Annotated in this window: 17 protein-coding genes; 5 read left to right on the top strand and 12 right to left on the bottom strand. The window is 66.6% G+C overall.

All coding sequences use genetic code 11. From position 1 onward, the window contains the following. Positions 1-8 precede the first annotated feature (8 nt). Positions 9-1,340, bottom strand: coding sequence for an MFS transporter (locus tag RM50_RS11325; protein WP_043452614.1), 1,332 nt, complete (start codon positions 1,338-1,340; stop codon positions 9-11). A 162-nt stretch (positions 1,341-1,502) separates the two neighbouring features. Next, a complete protein-coding gene (locus RM50_RS11320; protein ID WP_043452613.1) occupies positions 1,503-2,108 on the bottom strand; it encodes a helix-turn-helix domain-containing protein in 606 nt (201 codons plus the stop codon). Positions 2,109-2,267: 159 nt separating this feature from the next. Between RM50_RS11320 and RM50_RS11315 the strand changes: the two genes are divergently transcribed. From RM50_RS11315 to RM50_RS11305, 3 genes are read left to right on the top strand one after another with little or no spacing between them, the layout of a single operon-like run. Next, positions 2,268-2,753: a hypothetical protein gene (locus RM50_RS11315; protein ID WP_043452612.1), complete on the top strand. Its 486-nt coding sequence runs from the start codon at positions 2,268-2,270 to the stop codon at positions 2,751-2,753. Next, a complete protein-coding gene (locus RM50_RS11310) occupies positions 2,750-4,513 on the top strand; it encodes a DUF5671 domain-containing protein (protein WP_043452610.1) in 1,764 nt (587 codons plus the stop codon). Before RM50_RS11315 ends, RM50_RS11310 begins: the two co-directional genes overlap by 4 nt. A 50-nt stretch (positions 4,514-4,563) precedes the next feature. Then, on the top strand, positions 4,564-6,024 hold the full coding sequence (locus RM50_RS11305; protein ID WP_082007053.1) for a hypothetical protein: 1,461 nt from the start codon (positions 4,564-4,566) through the stop codon (positions 6,022-6,024). A gap of 303 nt (positions 6,025-6,327) precedes the next feature. Here the strand turns inward: RM50_RS11305 and RM50_RS11300 are convergent, their stop codons facing one another. The 4 genes from RM50_RS11300 to RM50_RS11285 form a co-directional block, all read right to left on the bottom strand. Next, entirely contained in the window at positions 6,328-7,032 is a 705-nt protein-coding gene (locus RM50_RS11300) for an SOS response-associated peptidase (RefSeq protein WP_082007052.1), read from the bottom strand. 207 nt (positions 7,033-7,239) lie between these two features. Then, complete coding sequence (locus RM50_RS11295) at positions 7,240-7,488, bottom strand: hypothetical protein (RefSeq protein ID WP_043452605.1); 249 nt, start codon at positions 7,486-7,488, stop codon at positions 7,240-7,242. A 104-nt stretch (positions 7,489-7,592) separates the two neighbouring features. Next, a complete protein-coding gene (locus RM50_RS11290) occupies positions 7,593-8,000 on the bottom strand; it encodes an SRPBCC family protein (RefSeq protein WP_043452604.1) in 408 nt (135 codons plus the stop codon). After that, positions 7,997-8,311 carry an ArsR/SmtB family transcription factor gene (locus RM50_RS11285; protein WP_043452602.1) on the bottom strand — a complete coding sequence of 105 codons (315 nt, stop codon included), beginning with the start codon at positions 8,309-8,311 and terminating at the stop codon, positions 7,997-7,999. The genes RM50_RS11290 and RM50_RS11285 overlap by 4 nt, the downstream gene beginning before the upstream one ends. Positions 8,312-8,464: 153 nt before the next feature. Between RM50_RS11285 and RM50_RS11280 the strand changes: the two genes are divergently transcribed. Further along, positions 8,465-9,211 (top strand): EAL domain-containing protein, encoded by a 747-nt coding sequence (locus tag RM50_RS11280; RefSeq protein ID WP_156133866.1) that lies wholly within the window; start codon positions 8,465-8,467, stop codon positions 9,209-9,211. Here the strand turns inward: RM50_RS11280 and RM50_RS11275 are convergent. Further along, positions 9,192-9,497: a hypothetical protein gene (locus tag RM50_RS11275; RefSeq protein WP_043452599.1), complete on the bottom strand. Its 306-nt coding sequence runs from the start codon at positions 9,495-9,497 to the stop codon at positions 9,192-9,194. The two genes, RM50_RS11280 and RM50_RS11275, sit on opposite strands and share 20 nt — an antisense overlap. 47 nt (positions 9,498-9,544) lie before the next feature. On the opposite strand from RM50_RS11275, the gene RM50_RS11270 reads away from it, so the two are divergent. Continuing rightward, positions 9,545-9,904: a VOC family protein gene (locus RM50_RS11270; RefSeq protein ID WP_043452597.1), complete on the top strand. Its 360-nt coding sequence runs from the start codon at positions 9,545-9,547 to the stop codon at positions 9,902-9,904. 15 nt (positions 9,905-9,919) lie between these two features. On the opposite strand, the gene RM50_RS11265 is transcribed toward RM50_RS11270, so the two are convergent. Genes RM50_RS11265 through RM50_RS11245 form a run of 5 tightly spaced genes read right to left on the bottom strand, consistent with a single transcriptional unit; the run spans position 9,920 to position 16,624 of the window. Beyond that, positions 9,920-11,698 (bottom strand): FAD-dependent oxidoreductase, encoded by a 1,779-nt coding sequence (locus tag RM50_RS11265; RefSeq protein WP_052260172.1) that lies wholly within the window; start codon positions 11,696-11,698, stop codon positions 9,920-9,922. A gap of 12 nt (positions 11,699-11,710) precedes the next feature. Beyond that, on the bottom strand, positions 11,711-12,550 hold the full coding sequence (locus RM50_RS11260) for an aldo/keto reductase (protein WP_082007050.1): 840 nt from the start codon (positions 12,548-12,550) through the stop codon (positions 11,711-11,713). Then, on the bottom strand, positions 12,547-13,416 hold the full coding sequence (locus RM50_RS11255) for a sugar phosphate isomerase/epimerase family protein (protein ID WP_052260170.1): 870 nt from the start codon (positions 13,414-13,416) through the stop codon (positions 12,547-12,549). Before RM50_RS11255 ends, RM50_RS11260 begins: the two co-directional genes overlap by 4 nt. Further along, a complete protein-coding gene (locus tag RM50_RS11250) occupies positions 13,413-15,479 on the bottom strand; it encodes an FAD-dependent oxidoreductase (RefSeq protein ID WP_043452595.1) in 2,067 nt (688 codons plus the stop codon). Before RM50_RS11250 ends, RM50_RS11255 begins: the two co-directional genes overlap by 4 nt. An 8-nt stretch (positions 15,480-15,487) precedes the next feature. Further along, the gene (locus RM50_RS11245) at positions 15,488-16,624 is read right to left on the bottom strand and encodes a Gfo/Idh/MocA family protein (RefSeq protein ID WP_052260169.1); all 1,137 of its coding nucleotides are present in this window, start codon (positions 16,622-16,624) and stop codon (positions 15,488-15,490) included. Positions 16,625-16,633: the final 9 nt, after the last annotated feature.

The raw sequence follows: 16,633 nt of genomic DNA, 5'->3' as shown, positions 1-16,633 counted from the left end.
GGAAGTCCTTACTTTCCGACGAAGATGCCGTTGGAGCGGCGGGCGGCGAGGTAGAAAACAATGCTGAGGAGGGACAGGACGGCTACATAGACCGGGAAGACCCAGGTCAGGTTCAATGACTGCAGCCACACCAGGAGGTAGGAGGCGGTTCCGCCGAAGACAGCGACGCCAATGCCATAGCCCAGGGCCACGCCGGTGCCACGGATGTTCTTGGGCATCAGGGAGGAGCTGACCACGTTGTAGAGGGTCATGTTCAGGACCAGGACGATCGAGCCGCCCAGCAGGACTGCTGCGAATCCGCCGATGCCGGGCTGGACGTACAGGAGCATGAGGAACACGGACGGGATGGCCAGGACGCGGGTCACCAGGAACCAGCGGGACATTGACCGGCCGTCGGCCAGCTTGCCGATGATCCAGCTGCCCGCCACCAGGATGACGCCCAGGACGGTGGTCAGGGCGAAGACGGCAGTGGGGTCTTCCTTGAAGCCGCTGCGGGCCGCACTGGGCAGGCCCACGTTCCAGGCGTAGTTGTAGGCCTGGGCGGCACCCACGACGAAGATGATGGCCAGGACGGAGAGCCAGTGCTTGCCCACACCGGACCACACAGTCTTGGCGGTGTTGGCGGCGCGCTCTTCTTCCTTGAGTGTTTCGGGCAGCGAACGCCGCAGGTAGAGCACCACGAAGCCGAACAGGGCACCGATGATGAACGGGACACGCCAGCCCCACTCCCCCATCGCAGCTCCGCCGATCGCCAGGCTGCAGACGAAGCTGACCAGGGAGGCGAGCAGGATGCCGATGTTGACGTAGAAGGACATGATGCCGGCCACGTAGCCTTCGCGGCCCTCCGGAGCCAGTTCAACGGCGTGGGACGTGGACAGAGGGGCTTCGATGCCGGTGGATATGCCCTGCAGGACCCGGCACGCCACCAGGATGATGCCGGACCAGGCGCCGATGGTGGCGTAGCTCGGGGTAATGGCAATGACCAGGGTGGTGCCGGCCATCAGCATGATGGACAGCAGCATCACGCGGCGGCGGCCGATGCGGTCCGCCAGCGTCCCGAGCAGGATGCCGCCCAGTGGCCTGAAAGCGAATCCGACGGCGAACACGGCCAGCGCGTTCAAGGTGGCGGAGAGGGGCTCGGTATTGGGGAAGAAGTTGGGTCCGATGAAGGCCGACAGGAGGCCGAAAACCATCCAGTCGTACCATTCGAGGGCGTTGCCCAGGCCAAGGCCCAGGAGGCCTTTGCGGACCTCGGGAGTGAATTTGTCGCGGTTGCGGGGGGATGAGGTGGTGGAACGGGACGACGGGACGGCATTGTCCGTTGCTTGGATGTCGAGCATGGGAGTGTCCTTACGCTGGCGCCTGAAAGGGCGCAGGAGGGTATGACGCATGGGCACCTGGCGGGGCAGGCGCATGATGCGAAGGTGGCAAGGATTGTCCGGGGCCACTGTTGGATCCGGGCAGTTACGGGGAAACGCTGGGGCCGGCGGGGACCGGCTGGCCTACCACTTGTGTGGTGCGTTGACCCAGATGGCTACGCATACCTCTTCGTAGCTGTTCTTGTACCAGTGCGGGGTTTCAGCCGGATAGGTGATGGAGTCGCCTTCTTCCAGGCTGTAGCAGACGCCGTCCAAGTAGACGTCCTTCCGGCCCGAGATGATGTAGCAGAACTCTTCCCCGCTGTGGGTAAAGGGTGTTGCGCTGGTGTCGTGACCCGGGGGCGTCAGGATCCACTGCGCTTCGATGGTGCCATCGCGGTCCGGGGTGAGCAGTTCGTGAACCGCCTCCCCCACGGACTCGCGGGTGACGTTTTTCAGGTTCCGCCGTGCGGATCTGCGGACGACGGGTGACTTGGTTTGGTCCTGGCCGATGAAGAACCTTCCCACGGGGATGTCCAGTCCATGGGCCAGCTGGGCAAGGGTAGTGAAGGATGGGTTGGCCATGCCGCGTTCGATCTGGCTGACGATCGCCTGGCTGAGTCCGGTAATGTCCGAGAGCTTGGCCAGGGTCATGCCCTTTTCCTTGCGCATGGTCCGCACCTTGTTGCCAACGGTGGCCAGCAGTTCGCTGGTGGCCGGCGATGCGGTGGTGCTACTCTCGGTGGTCATTGGTTGTCTTTCACTGGGTGAGCTTACTCACACAACTATAGTGAATATATTCACTCAAACAACCCCTTTTCCTAACTATCTTGAAATTCTGTTGGCTGTGCTCTCAAGACAGGTCCTACGGCACGGGCGCGCGGCTTCCACGTGCACCATACTGGCGCCATGGACGAACCCGCCGCCACCGAGCGGACTGAGCGAAGACCTGACCGGATCCTGCTCGCGCTGGTGGGCGTGGTGGTGGTGCTGGTGGTGGTTGCCCTGGCAGTGGTCTTCAGCCGGGGCGAGCCTGCCCCCTTGGATGAGGCGAGCCCGGCGGGAGTGGTCCAGCGGTACAGCAGGGCAGTGATCGACGACGACGTCCCCGCCGCGGAATCCTTCCTCACCGAGGGTGCCAGGAGCCGGTGCAGCGGCTCCTACTACGGCGAGCCCCGGCCGGCCCGCGTGGTCCTGGTTTCGACGACGGAACGCACCGATTCAGCCACCGTGCGGGTTTCGATCGTGCACGCGGCCCAGGGTGGCGGCCCTTTCGGCCCGTCCGAGTATGAGACCGAGGACGCCTTCCTGCTCCTCAAAGTGAACGGGCGATGGATGATTGACCAGCCGCCGTATCCCCTGCTGGCCTGTACCCAGGTTCCGGTGAAGCAATGACGGCGCCGGCGGCTGCCGCAGCCCCCGCTCCGGCCGGTGGCCTGGCAACCCTGCGCCGCCTGATCCTGTACGTCCTGTTGTTTGCCCTGGTGGTGATCACAGCCTCCGGACTCAGCGGCCTGCTGGAACGCCTCTTCCGCACGGCATCGGTACTGGTGAGCGGTGACGTCGCCGGACTGGCCCTCTCGCTGGCGTTCACCCTGATCGGCGGCCCGCTGACGCTTCTGCTGTGGTGGTTCGTCTGGCGGCGGCTGGACGACGAATCCGAACGCAGGGCACCCGGCTGGGGCCTCTACCTGACCGGAATGTATACGGTCCCGCTGATCATCACCACCACATCGCTGCTGGAGCTGGCCGCGTCCTTCATTGGCGCCCACGGGAACCAGTGGCCGTCCCCGCTGGCCAACGGCCTAGTCTGGGCCGCGATCTGGTGGTGGCACCGCTGGATGTGGAAGCACCCCCGCAAACCGTCGTCGCACCTTGAGGACGTGAGGGCCGTCATCGGGTCCGTCTTTGGCCTGCTGCTGGGTGCCGGCGCCGCGATCGCGGCTTTGGGCGTTCTCCTGGATGCAGCAATCCGGGGTTTCACGGCAACGGCGGGCTTTGAACCCTGGTGGTTCGACGTCGTCAGGCCCCTCGTCTGGGCAGCCGGTGGCGCGTTGGTGTGGTGGTGGCACTGGTTCCGGGAGGGTGGCCGCCGGTTCCAGACCGGGCTGGTGGACGTCACCATCATCACGGTGGGGATCTTCGCGGCAGGCCTCACCGCCCTCGGCGGACTGGGCGTCATCCTGTTTATCCTCCTGCGGCTTTCGTTTGACCGCAGCGACCCGTTGAACGACCTGCTCGAGCCACTGGCCCCGGCCATCGCCGCGGCGGTCATCGGGGCCATCGTGTGGCGCTACCACCGCACCGTGTCCGCCCACCGCTCGCCACAGACCCGGCGCGCCAGCCTTCTGGTCACATCGGCGGTGGCACTGGCTGCGTCCGCGTCCGGAGTCGGCGTCGTGGTCAACGCTTTGCTTGCGGCAGCGGTATCGCCGCTGGCAGGCAGTTCCACGCGCACGCTGCTCCTGGGCGGTCTCAGCTCACTGGTGGTGGGAAGCCCGGTCTGGTGGCTGGCGTGGAAGCCGGGGCACCAGCCTGCGACGGCAGCCGCAATTCCACCGGGCAGGCGCGTCTACCTGGTGGCATTTTTCGGGGTGAGCGCCGTGGTGGCCCTGGTGACGCTGCTGGTGATCGGCTACCGGCTCTTTGAATTCCTGCTCGGTGATGTGTCCGGCGGAAGCCTGCTGGACCGTATCCGCGCGCCTTTCGGCCTGCTGGTGGCTGCAGGCCTGGTCGCTGGCTACCACTTCGCCCTGTGGCGCCACGACCGCGCGTTGCTCGCTGCGGCGGGGCCATCGCGCCGGCGGGTGCTTGAGAGCGTTACCTTGGTCAGCGGCTATCCAGTGGATGCCGTCGACCCCGCGGCTTTGGCCCGCGGCATCGGTGATGCCGCCGGAGGCGCCAAGGTGACCACGTGGCTGAGGGCGGACGACGGCGGCACCGGGCTTTCGCCGTCGTACGGTCCTTTGCCGTCTGTCACGCCCGGGGTGGAGGATGCCATCCGGCAGGTGTCGGCGGCCCTGGACGGTATTGCGGCGCAGCATGTGCTGGTGCTGGCGGGCCCTGGCGCGCGGATGGAGGTCATCGCCCTCGCGGCGGCTGGCGGCGCGCCCGTTTTCGGCACAGCGGTACCAAGCCGGGTCCTACGCCCCTAGCTGGGCCGGGGAGCACTGCCTAGCGTTGGTGCTGGCAAAGGAGGCCGGCGATGGCTGTTCGTCGAGTTGCGGGGCGTCGCGGCGGTTCATCGGGAAAGTGCGGCAGGCTCTGGGCCGGCTGCATGGCGGCATTCCTGCTGACGCTGGCCGGGTGCTCATCCGGAAGCGGCAACACCCAAGGCAGCCCGTCGGGCAGCTCAGCGGCTCCGCCGCAGCCGTCGGCGGCCGCCACGTCGGTGTCGACTACGGCACCGTCCGCTGTATTCACCGACGCGGAGCTCGCAGCCATCATTAACGGGGTGGGCCAGAGCCGCCAGCTGCCGTTTCCCCCGGCCCACGACTCCACTTCCCTCCGCAGCGCCACAGTAAACGGCTCCCTTCCGTCCACCAGCATGGAGACCACGCCCGCCGATTGCCTCGCACTCCTCCCCCAAAATCCTTTTGCCCGCTGGGCGGACAAGGGCATCCAGTTTGCAGAAGGAGCGATGCCGCCCGCGGGCGGGCAGTCGGGCCCCACCAGCACCGTGATGATCGTGTTGAGGAGTGCGGAGAAAGAGGCCATCGCCACAGCGGATTTTGGCTACACGGATGACCTCGTGACGCGGTGCGGCCAGTTCGATATGGCCTCGACTGAGGCTGGCCGCACCTCCACGTACGCCATTCAGCTGCTTGCCGCTCCCCCTGTGGCCGACAGGCAGCAGGCATTCATGCAGGTGACCAAGCCGAAGGGACCCGGCGACTTCGGATCTGTTGGATTGCGGGTCCTGGCGGGGACGCTCTCCATCACGCTGAACCTTGCCGTTGCCAACCTTAACTCCGAGGCGGACGCCAAACCCGCGCTGGAGGAGATGGCGGGATTGGCGGGGGAGCTTATTGAACAGTCGGTGAAGGCCCCGCCATCCGTAGCGCCGCCGGTCCCGAACGCGCTGACGCCCGAGCAGCTTGTGGGCATGTTCAACGGCATGACGGGCCCCGGTGGGGAGGCCGTGACCCTGCCGCAAGCCACGATCATCGCGGCGTCCCCGAACTTCACCCCGGCCGCCCCGCCCCAGACGTCCGATTCTCCCTGCACCTTCAATGACGAGTCGTACGTTGGCTCCCTCATTGGTTCCGTTTCGGGACAGGGACAGATCGAGGGCACCAGCAAGATCGACTACACGGACTTCACCGTCGTCAGCATGCCTTCCACTATGGCCACGCCGTTCCCGTTCGACTCCCGCGTAGACCGCCTCAGGGGCTGCACCAGTATCCAGGAAAGCCTATTCGGCGGCGGCAGCCGGACCTGGTCTGCTGTTTCCAACCTGGCAGTCACCATTCCCGCCGACGCAAGCTACGCCGTGGCTTATCAGCTGTCCGACGGCACAGGCGAATGGCACGTCAGGAGCGGCGCCCGGCGGGGGACACTTTCGGTCGAAGCGAGCGCGAGGACCGCCTCCCAGCCCGAAGCGCAGGCCAAGGCGGACGCCCTGTCAGCTTTCTTTGATTCGGTCTTTTCGCGCGCCGGAAAGTGACTTCCCGGTGCAGGATGAACGGGTTCCTCAAGATTTGCGAAGTTTATCCCGCTGGTGGATTAACCCTCTTCCCGTGCTTTTGCAGGATCCCTATGGTTGGCACACGGGTCTTGCCAAGGGGGACATGTGAAAAGCTCAGCTGAAGGTTTTCAGGATATTAAGAACCAGGATGCGCAGCCGGCCGCAGCGCCTGATTCCCTGGACGGACAGCAGAAAACCGCGGAGTGGACATCCGATTGCCTGCTCACGTTGAAGAGCCCCATCCGGTTCACCCGGGCCGACTGGCCCTGACCGCGGAACCCGCTACTCAATAGGCTCGATCAGTTCCGGGCCGTTGTTCCGCACGCTGTTGACCATGGTGCTGACCACGCGTGGCGTCAGGGTGGGTTCGGGCAGGGAGTCCAGCAGGTTCTGGATGTCGTCCTTCTCCGTCAGGTCCGGGTCCAGCCACTCTGCGAAGCGCTCCCGCGGGATGATCACCGGCGACCTGTCGTGGACGTGCCCCAGGGCGTCCTGGGCAGTGGTGGTCAGCACGGTGCAGCTCAGGAGCCAGCGGCCCGGGTCATCCTCGGGGACGGACGGATCGGCCCACCACTCGTACAGGCCGGCGAAGCCCAGCATCGGTTCCTTCTCCGAGTACAGGTAGTTGGGGATCTTTTTACCGTCCTCCGTCTTTTGCCACTCGTAGTAGCCGTCCGCGGGAAGAATGGCGCGTCTTTTCACTGCGGCCTTGCGGAAGGCGGGCTTCTCCAGGATGCTCTCGCTGCGGGCATTGATCAGCTTGTTGCCGATCTTGACGTCCTTGGCCCAGGACGGAACCAGGCCCCAGTGCGCCACCAGCAGGTGCCGTTCGATGCTGCCTTCGTCCAGCCGCTCGGCGACGATCGGCACCGGCTCGGTGGGGGCAACATTCCAGCTTGGTGGCGGAGGCGTGCCTTCCACCTCTTTGGCGTCAAAGTAGCTCAGCAGGTCACCGGTGGCCTTGGACATTACGTATCTGCCGCACATAGGCCCATTCTGCCGGAGACGGCGCCGGCAATGGCCTCCCGGCGTGGAACTGTTTGGGCGCGGCGGCGGAAACCCCCGTGCGGGACGGGCCACCTGGACCACCGGTATGACCCCTGGGGGCCATGCGCCCAACACGGCCAGCGCACTGGTCCAGGTCGTTACCCGCCGTTTCAGGCCCGCCCGGTCTCTGCAGCTTCTGGGCCGAGGTCAGCTGGAGGCATCCCGCTCGATCTCCTCGGCGAGGTCATCCACGTCCTCGGGACGGGCGTTGATGCCCGCTTCCTCGAAGCGCTCCTCGAGGACATGGGCAACGTCGTCCTGCACGTGGCCCAGCTGGATCTCGTGGCGGACATCCTCGGCGATGCTTTCAGGGGTCTCTTCGTGGCCAGCCGCGGCCACCATCTCGTCGTTGCCGTCAAAGGGGTCGGTGGCCCCGCCATCTCCGAAATCAGTCATATTCCATGGTTACCCCGCTCCTTCCGCCGGTAAACGGGCAGAAGGCGCCTCAGGTGGGCGTACGACGGCGGGCGCGTCCCGCCGTCGTACGCCCACCAGGGACGTCAGGAAACTTCGGCGAGGAGCCCGTCGATGCGGGCCAACAGGCCCGGCCAGCCGTTGCCCATGCCTTCGATGGCGTGGCGTCCCATCGGGGTGTCGAGGCGGAAGCCGGCGTGCTCAAAGTGGAGGATGGTGCCGCCGTCGACCGGCTCCAGGCGCCACGTGATGGTTGTGTCCAGCTGGCCTTCGGAGAACAGGAAGCTGATGGAACTGCCCGGGTCCACGGCAAGGACCTCGCACTGCTGCTGGCCCCAGGCGTCCATGTCCATGGTGAAGCGATGGCCCACGAGGGGTGCGATGTCGCCGGCGGCCCACCACCTGGCCAACAGTTCCGGTGTGGTCAGGGCGGCCCAGACCGCCGCAGGGGGGTGCGGAAAGCGGCGCTGGAGCCTGATGGCATTGTCGGTCATGACGGTTTCTCCTCGTTCAGAAGGTCTGCCAGCGCGTCCAGCCGCTGGTTCCAGTAGTGCTCGAAGTTCTTCACCCAGCCGCCGATCTCGGCAAGTGCGGCCGGCTGGAGGTGGTACACCCGGTTGCGGCCCTGCCGCTCCTCACGGACCAGGCCTGCCCCACGGAGGACGGCCAGGTGTTCGGATGCTGCGGGCCGGCTGAGGTCCACCAGGCTGGTGAGCTCGCCGGCTGTCCTCGAACCGTTGCGGAGTTCGTCCAGCATGACGCGCCGCGCCGGATTGGAGACTGCGGCAAAGACATCGGGAAGCACCCCTGAAGTATATGTCGGAAATCTCCGACGTATCAACCGCCCGTGGTGACGCCGGCCCCAGCCGCGTCCTACTCTTGAGTAACAATCGAGAGGACTCCCACTTTGGCATGCAACGGCTGCACTGCATCTTCACGGCTTGATGTCGACTTCAGCATGGCGTTTCAGCCGATATATGACGCTGCCGCTGGACGCGTGTGGGGATACGAGGCCCTGGTCAGGGGACTCGCGGGCGAGGGTGCGTACGAGGTCCTGTCGAAGGTTTCCCCCGAACAGAGGTACCGCTTTGACCAGGACTGCCGCGTAAAGGCGATCGAACTGGCGGCCCGTTTGTTTCCGGCCGGCGGGGACCTGATGCTGTCCATCAATTTCATGCCCAACGCGGTCTATGAACCCGCGGCCTGCCTTCGCGCCACGCTGCTCGCGGCCGCACGCTGCAGCTTTCCCCTGTCATCCATCATGTTCGAGTTCACCGAGAACGAAGAGGTCACGGACACTGCCCACCTGACCAACATCATCACCGAATACCGCAAGCACGGTTTCACCACAGCGATCGACGATTTTGGGGCCGGCCATGCAGGCTTGGGACTCCTCGTCGATTTCCAGCCGGACCTGATCAAGATCGATATGAAGCTGATCCGGGGTATTGAGGCCAGCCCTGCGCGGCGGGCGGTGGTTGCGGGCATTGTGTCCATCGCCGGGGAACTCAACATCTCGGTGCTCGCCGAAGGCGTCGAAACCGAAGCGGAGTTTCGGGTTCTGAAGGCCACCGGCGTGCGCCTTTTCCAGGGGTACTGGTTTGCGAAGCCGGCGTTCGAAAAGCTTCCCCCGGTGCATATCGTGGACACCGCCGCCACTGGCCAGCGCGTCCCGGATCCGCCAATTACCTGGATCCGGGACTGACCCGCCGCCCAACCCGGTAGCCTGCCCAGAATGCGAGCACCAGCAGCCCTGCGCCCATGAGGGCAAGTCCGGCCTGGGTGCCCTGGGTGATGAAGGCCGCCCCGTTGGCACTGAACGGTTGATTGCTCAGCGGTGCATACGCGAACCAGCCCACGAAGTCCCGGTTCAGGTAGGCAATCAGGCCGCCGGCCATCAGCGCGGCAAGCCCCAGGACAGGCACGACGGCGGCAGGCAGTTTGGTGCGTTTGGACGGCTGGCGTTCCCCAGGTGTGTTGTTTTCCCCCATGCACGCGAGTCTAGCCGGGCTGCATCCCCGCGGTTTAGGCTGGGCGGATGTTGACCATCGGAACCATTGTCCTCGGCGTCAACGACGTTGCCGCCGCCACCACGTTCTGGCGCGATGCCATCGGCTATGTCCCACGGGAGCCCGGTGACGACACCTGGGTGACCCTTGCTCCGGCGTCGGGCACCGGCGCGCACCTGTCGCTCATGATCAGCGAAACCCCCGTCCAGGACCACCCGCGGGTCCATCTCGATCTGTATGCGGATAACCAGGACGCGGAGGTGGAGCGGCTGGTTTCCCTGGGCGCCAAGCGCGTGGACTGGGACCTCTACCCGGACGACCCGGATTTTGTGGTCCTCGAGGATCCGGACGGGAACCGGTTCTGCGTCATCGACAAGAGCCAGGGCTAGGCACCGCCGCCAGGATCAAACCGCCGCAACTTCGTCCCAATCCGACGCGTCCTGGTCCTCGTAGCGGGTGGCTCCCGCAAGGTCGCGGCCGGCAATGTAACCGAAGGTCAAGGCGGGGCCGAGATTGATGCCGCCGGCCGGGTAGTGGCCGCCCATCACCGAAGCCTGGTCATTGCCGGCGACGTAGAGGCCGTCGATCGGCTCGCCTTGCGTGTCCAGGACCCGTGCCCGGGAATCGGCTGCCAGTCCGGCGAAGGTGCCGAAGGATCCGGGGACAATTTTCACGGCATAGAACGGCCCCTTCTCCAAAGGCCGCAGCGAGGGGTTGGGGGCATTCCGCGGGTCGCCTCCGTACCGGTTGAACTCTGTTGCGCCGCGGCCGAAATCGGGGTCGATCCCCTTGCGCGCGTTGCTGTTGAATGCTTCCACCGTGGCGGCCAGGCCCTGGGGATCGATGCCGCAGGCGGCGGCCAGTTCCTCTATCGTCTTTCCCTTCTTCAGGTACCCGGACCGCAGGTAGGGAAACAGCGGGACGGGCAGCGGCTTGGCCATGCCCAAGGGGAACTTCCGCACGAACTCCGCATCGGCGATCTGCCACGCTTCCACGGGCTCGCCTTCCGGAGTTGCCGTCAGCAGCCCTTCCACGTAGTCGTAGTAGCCGTTGGCCTCATTGACGAACCGCCTGCCGTCCCGGCGCACCCCGATGCTGCCCGGCTTGGCCCGGTCCATGATGTGTGGGAACGTCCCGGTGCGCCCGTTGCGGTACGGCACAAGGGAGACCGGGCACCAGGCAGCAGGCGACGCGACGTCCGTGTCGAACCGCGCGCCTACCTCCTGCGCCATGGTGATACCGTCGCCGGTGGTCTCCCTGGGCGCAAGGGTCCAGTGCTCGCGCCCGGTGGGCGTTTTGGGGAACAGCTCCTTACGGCGTGCGACGTCGTTGGGGAACCCGCCGGAGGCCAGGACGACGCCGCGTGAGGCGTTGATCTGCAGCTCACCTTCAGGGGAATCGACGACGGCGCCCGTCACCCTCCCGGTGGAGTCGGCCACCAGGTGCCGGGCCGGTGTGGAGACGCGGATCTCCACCCCCAGGTCGTCTGCGGATTTCAGCAGCCGTCCGGTCAGTGCGGTGCCGTTGACCAGCTGCATGTTGCGGCGGTGGGTGAGCAGGTCCAGCAGGTGCAGCCCCACCCGCCATCCGGCATGGACGATGCCCCGGACGCTTCCTTGCGAGGCCGAGAGGAATTTGGTGAGGTCCGGGCCGGCCATGATGCCCATGCCCAGGAACGAGGTCTCATACAGCTGGTGGCGCATCTTTGCCCGCAGTTCCGGCTTGATCCGGCGCGCATTGAATGGCTTGGGCCCCACGGATCGGTTGCCGGTGCCCGCGCCGGGGGTGGTTCCGTAGATGTCCTTGATCGCAGTGCCGGGCACGAACTGCAGGCTTGTCTTGGTGTGGAAGAAGCCCACCATGTGCGGGACGGCTTCCAGGAAGGCCTCAACCCGGTCTTCCCGGTAGTTGCTGCCGAGGCAGTGGCGCAGGTAGGTGCGGAACAGCCCGCGGTCCTCGTTGACTCCGCCGGCTTTGGCCAGTGGGTTGCCAGGGGTCCACGCCCATCCGCCGGACCAGGAGGTGGCGCCGCCGCAGACGTCGGCCTTTTCCACCACGATGACTTCCAGGCCGTGGTACGCGGCGGTGACGGCGGCGGACAGGCCGCCCGCGCCCGAGCCAATCACCAGGACATCGCAGTCCAGGGCCGGCCGGGCCGCGGGAGTATTCAGGGGTGCAGTCATGTCAGTGCTTTCTCAGTGGAAGAAGGTGTCAGAGTCCAGGCGCGGGGACGCGCCGGTTTCGAGCGCGTCGATCGCATCGAGTTGCGCTTGGGTCAGGGCAAAACTGAAAACATCCAGGTTTTCTCGTTGGCGCTGGTTGTTTGCGGACTTTGGGATGGCGACGCGGCCGTGCTGGACATGCCAGCGCAGGACGACCTGGGACGGTGTCCTGCCCAGCTCCGTGGCCGGGCCGGTGACGGCGGGGTGGGCAAGGAAAGTACCGTTCCGGCCGAGCGGGCTGTAGGCGGCGGTCAGGATTCCGTGGTCCAGGTGGTAAGCGAGTTGCTCCTGCTGCCCGTGTTCCGGGTCAATCTGGACCTGGTTCAGCGGAACGTCCAGGCCGGCGGACCGGACAAGGCGCAGGTGGTCCGGTTTGAAGTTTGAGACGCCCCAAGCCCGGATGAAGCCGCCATCAACAAGGCCCTGCAGTCCTTCGCAGGCCTCGACGAACCGGCCCTGCGCGGGGTTGGGCCAGTGGACCAGGAACAGGTCCAGGTAGTCAGTGCCAAGCCTCCGGGCCGATGCCTCGAAAGCGTCGCGGACTCCGTTTCGGCTGTGCCATTGCGTGTTGAACTTGCTGGTGAGGAACAACTGCCCGCGGTCAATTCCGCTGCGGCGGATTCCGTCACCCACGGCTTCCTCGTTGCCGTAGTTCTCGGCGGTGTCGAGATGCCGGTATCCGTTGGCAATGGCCTGCGAAACGGCTGCGGCCGCGTCCCCACCCGTGAGCGGCCAGGTGCCCAGCCCGATAAGCGGAATCGCCACGCCTGGCGCCAGTTCCGCCGTCGTGGTTTCCTGCGTCAGGCCGCTCACTGTGCACCTGCCCGGTGGAGCACTGATGCTTTTCGCCGCGAGTCCGCTTCCGCCAGCACGGCATCGACGCCGGCCTTGAGCCTGCGCGCCCAGCCCAGCTCCCCATGTTCGGCGACCCGACGGTCCGACGGCGCCTCCGCGCTGACCGGGAGGCCGTCCGGTAGTGCCGCCACCACCCCGGCGAGGTCAAACCCGCCCTCGCCGGGAACCTCCCGTTCAGATCGGGATTCGGTGACCAGGTCCGCGCGGGTGGCTGGCCGCGCCGCCGGCCCGTCGCACAGCTGCAGGAGTGGCACGAGGTCTGAGTTGCTGCGCAGTTGCTCCCACTGGGTGTCCGCGTCCGGGCCGTTGCAGCGGTTGAAGTGCAGGGTATCCACCACGATCCGGGTGCCTGCCTGGCGGGCGATGCGCGCAGCCTGTGCGATTGAGGCGATTGGCTGGTAGGAGATCGCCTCCAGGGTGGGGGTGATGCCGAAGCCTCGGCCGTCGTCGGCCATCCTTGCCAGCGTGTCCGCCAGCCGGGCGGGGTCTGGATCGCCGCCTGCCACGGTGAGGGAACTGGCACCGAGTGCTTGACCCGCTTCCATCATCCGGAGCCAGCCCTCCCGCTGGTCGCTGCCGTCCAGGAGCAGGAATTCGATGTCCCGCACTCCCACACCGGTGTCCTGCATTATTGCCAGTGTTTCGCGCAGCATCGGTGAGCCGGGCTGGAGGTCGTAGGGGCGTTCGGTGGGCGTTACCGGCCGGACCCGGACGCCCACAAAGTCGAACCGGGCTTCGGCGGCGAGGCGCACCAGGTGGGGCGGAGCGGTGTTGAGGAGGGACAGTTGGGCCAGGCCGATGGGCCTGGTTGCGGGGGTGGTCATGACTGTGCTCCGTTCAGGGTCAGTTCGGTGGTGGCAGCCGCGCGGGCAGCCAGCAGGCCAGCGATCCGCTGGGCTGCGTCGTAACCGCTCTTGACGGCGTTGGAGGCGATGGCAGGGGTCTGGTCCACTACGGTTCCGGCGAGTGTTACCGGCACCCCGGCTTCGCGGCTGAGGTGTGCGTCGCGACGTTCCGCAGGCACGGAACCGTCCAGGGGCACGACCGAACGCGAGACCAGGAGCGGTCCCGGCGCGTCCAGCCATTCGCCGCCGGGCGGAAGGCCGGGGGCGGTGACCCGGATCCGGGCGCCGTCGTACTCTTCGATCGCTGAACCAAGCCGTATCCGGACGCCCGGGTTGGCCTCGAGCCGCGGCACCGCCAGGATCTTTGCCCTGCGGCCGGATTCGGGGGCGATGACCTCCTGTGGGCCTACCAGCAGCACAGCGGTCCCCCGGTCCGCGAGGGTGTCGGCGACGCTCATGGCGATGGAATCCGCTCCCCAGATGGTGACGGCATCGGGCACCGCGGCCTTCGGGCTGCCGGGATCCAGGACGTCCGGATGCGAGGCTAGCCATTCGCGCACATCCACGACGTTCGCGGAATCTTCGCCGGCGAACCCGGGGCCGGACCGGAGGCCGCCGGTGGCCAGGACGACGGCGTCTGCCGCCGTTTCCCGGACCAGGGCTCCAAGGCTGCCGGCATCAACGTGTGTCTCCGTCCGGACGTCAATGCCGAGCCGGACGTTCTCCGCAGCGGACCATTCCGTGAAGCGGTGGAAGTCGGGGGTGGATTTCATCCGTTCGGCGAGGCCGAACTGGCCGCCCGGGCGCGCGCCGTCGTCGAACATTGCGACGTCGGCCCCGGCCCCGGCGAGTTCCCGGGCTGCGGTGAGCCCGGCGGGGCCTGCCCCGACCACCACCACTCGCGTGCCTTCGGGGACTGCGGGGGTGGGTACGGGGACTCGGGAACGGCCGACGGCAGGGTTGACCGTGCAGGTGACCTGGCCGAGTCCCAGGTTGTCGATGCAGACGTTGCAGGCGATGCACGGGCGGTAGCGTTCACCGTTGAGGACTCCGCCCACGAAGGCGGGGTCGGCATGGATGGCCCGGGCCAGGCTGACGAAGTCGCAGGTCCCCTCCCGGAGGACCTCTTCGATGATTCCCGGGGAGTTGAGCCGGCCGGCCATGCCCAATGGAAGCCCGAACTGGCGGTAAGCCTTGGCGTAGTCGGCCAGGATCCCCGGTTTCCATTCGCCGGACTGCACGATCCATTCGCCTGCCTCGTAGCTGCCGGCGGACAGGTCGAGGAAGTCGAGTTGCGCCAGGTGTGCTTTGGCGATGATTGCCACCTGCTGTTCGGCCGTGATGCCGTCAACGGGACCCTCCACCACGGACACCCGCAGGCCAACAAGAGTGTCAGGAACGGCGGCCCGGACGGCGTCGATAACCAGGTTCATGAAATGTTCGGGTGCGGCAAATTCGTCGGTGCGGTGGTTGCTGAGCGGCGACATGAACTGGTGGATCAGGTAGCCGTGGGCGCCATGGATGTTGATGACGTCGAAGCCGGCCTGCACCGCCCTGCTGGCCGCGAGCGCGTAGGCGTCCACGAGTTCGAAACATTCTGCGGCGCTGAGTTCCCGGGGAACCTCGCCGCCTGCCACCTGGCACGCCACGGGTGACGGCGCAACGTTCTTGTGCCCGGAGAGGGCGGCCTGGGCGGTCCGGCCACCGTGGTTAAGCTCGACGGCGGCCAGCGCACCTTCGGCGTGCAGGGCATCAGTGAGTTTGCGCAGGCCCGGGATCATGGCGTCACTGTGCAGGCCCAGCTGGTGGGTGCGGCCCTTGCCGTCTTCCCGGACAAAGGTGGCCTCGGTGGTCACCAGGCCCAGGCCTGCCCGGGCCCGGGTCACCAGGTAGTCGATGTACTGCGCGGTGATCTGCCCGTCGGCAGTGCCATAGTTGCGTTCCATGGGGGCCGAGGCCAGGCGGTTGCGGAGGGTCTTCGGTGTGCGTCCGTTGCGGCCCAGGGTCAAGGGGAGGGCGGCGAACCGTGGGGTGTTGTCCATGCTGTTCCTTAGTCCGAAACCGGTGCGAGGGGGCGGGCGTCATTTTGCGGTGTCGTGTGTGGTCCGGCGAACCGGACGGGAAGGCCGGTGCGGGAAGATTCGTAGACGGCCAGCAGGATCCGCAGGGCCTTGGTGGCGTCGCTGCCGGTGATGGCCGGTTCCGAGCCGTCACGGACTGCGCGGACAAAATCGCTGACCTGCGTGGTGTGGTGCGGGATGAGTTGGCCGTTGACGGTGGCCAGGGGGACGTTCGGCTCCACTCCTTCCGGGTGGGCGGGCTCCGTGCTGACGGTGCCGCCCACTGCCCACAGGTCCACCCGGCCGTCGCTGCCTTCGGGGAATTCGGTCAGCGACGCGGACGCCCCTGTCTCCCCCGTAATCCGGATCTGGACGCCCAAACTCGGGGACACCGCCGTCGACGCTTCCAGCGTGGCCATGGCGCCGGAAGTGAACGTGATGACGGCCGCTGCCGAGTCCTCCACCTCGATGTGTGCGCCGTGCTTGTAGGTGTTGATCCTGCCGTAGACCTCGGCCACGTCGCCCATGAACCACTGGAGCAGGTCGATGTAGTGGATGGCCTGGGTCATCAGGACCCCGCCGCCGTCATTGGCCCACGTCCCGCGCCAGGCGTCCCGGGAGTAGTACTCCGGTTCCCGGTGCAGCATCACGGAGCACTGGCCCATGATGGGCCGCCCCAGCGAGCCGTCGTCGATCGCGGCGCGGATGCGCTGGGCTGCCGGCCAGAACCGGCGTTGGAAGAGCACGCCCAGCTTCACGCCGGCGTCGTCGCAGGCCTTGACCATGCGCTCCGCCGAAGCCGGGTCGATGGCGATCGGTTTCTCGCACAGTACGTTGACCCCGGCCGCAGCAGCCTGCAGCACCACTTCTTCATGGGTGGGGTGCGGGGTGCAGACGGAGAGGATGTCCAGGTCAAGCGCCAGGAGCTCCTGGACCGTATTTACGGCCGAAGGAATCCCCCACGCCTGCGCGGTTTGTTGTGCCCGTTCCTTGTCGATGTCGCAGACTCCCACAACCTGGACATCGTCAAGGGCGCGGAACGCCTCTAGGTGGTTGCGGGAGATTGCGCCGCATCCTGCGATTCCGATGCGCAGGGCGCTTGTGGTGTTGGGTGATGAGGGGGTCATCGGTGGTGC

The sequence above is a fragment of the Pseudarthrobacter phenanthrenivorans genome (assembly GCF_000813845.1).
Taxonomy (GTDB): Bacteria; Actinomycetota; Actinomycetes; order Actinomycetales; family Micrococcaceae; genus Arthrobacter; species Arthrobacter phenanthrenivorans_B.
The sequence above is the reverse complement of the archived record's forward strand: the minus strand, read 5'-3'. Positions and strand labels throughout refer to the sequence as shown.

Excerpts from the sequence above, each read along its gene's own strand:
- RM50_RS11245 (WP_052260169.1), bottom strand. The coding sequence starts at position 16,624 with ATGACCCCCTCATCACCCAACACCACAAGCGCCCTGCGCATCGGAATC.
- RM50_RS11310 (WP_043452610.1), top strand. The coding sequence starts at position 2,750 with ATGACGGCGCCGGCGGCTGCCGCAGCCCCCGCTCCGGCCGGTGGCCTG.
- RM50_RS11270 (WP_043452597.1), top strand. The coding sequence starts at position 9,545 with ATGTTGACCATCGGAACCATTGTCCTCGGCGTCAACGACGTTGCCGCC.
- RM50_RS11325 (WP_043452614.1), bottom strand. The coding sequence starts at position 1,340 with ATGCTCGACATCCAAGCAACGGACAATGCCGTCCCGTCGTCCCGTTCC.
- RM50_RS11315 (WP_043452612.1), top strand. The coding sequence starts at position 2,268 with ATGGACGAACCCGCCGCCACCGAGCGGACTGAGCGAAGACCTGACCGG.
- RM50_RS11300 (WP_082007052.1), bottom strand. The coding sequence starts at position 7,032 with ATGTGCGGCAGATACGTAATGTCCAAGGCCACCGGTGACCTGCTGAGC.
- RM50_RS11250 (WP_043452595.1), bottom strand. The coding sequence starts at position 15,479 with ATGGACAACACCCCACGGTTCGCCGCCCTCCCCTTGACCCTGGGCCGC.
- RM50_RS11290 (WP_043452604.1), bottom strand. The coding sequence starts at position 8,000 with ATGACCGACAATGCCATCAGGCTCCAGCGCCGCTTTCCGCACCCCCCT.
- RM50_RS11275 (WP_043452599.1), bottom strand. The coding sequence starts at position 9,497 with ATGGGGGAAAACAACACACCTGGGGAACGCCAGCCGTCCAAACGCACC.
- RM50_RS11295 (WP_043452605.1), bottom strand. The coding sequence starts at position 7,488 with ATGACTGATTTCGGAGATGGCGGGGCCACCGACCCCTTTGACGGCAAC.
- RM50_RS11255 (WP_052260170.1), bottom strand. The coding sequence starts at position 13,416 with ATGACCACCCCCGCAACCAGGCCCATCGGCCTGGCCCAACTGTCCCTC.
- RM50_RS11305 (WP_082007053.1), top strand. The coding sequence starts at position 4,564 with ATGGCTGTTCGTCGAGTTGCGGGGCGTCGCGGCGGTTCATCGGGAAAG.
- RM50_RS11280 (WP_156133866.1), top strand. The coding sequence starts at position 8,465 with ATGGCGTTTCAGCCGATATATGACGCTGCCGCTGGACGCGTGTGGGGA.
- RM50_RS11265 (WP_052260172.1), bottom strand. The coding sequence starts at position 11,698 with ATGACTGCACCCCTGAATACTCCCGCGGCCCGGCCGGCCCTGGACTGC.
- RM50_RS11320 (WP_043452613.1), bottom strand. The coding sequence starts at position 2,108 with ATGACCACCGAGAGTAGCACCACCGCATCGCCGGCCACCAGCGAACTG.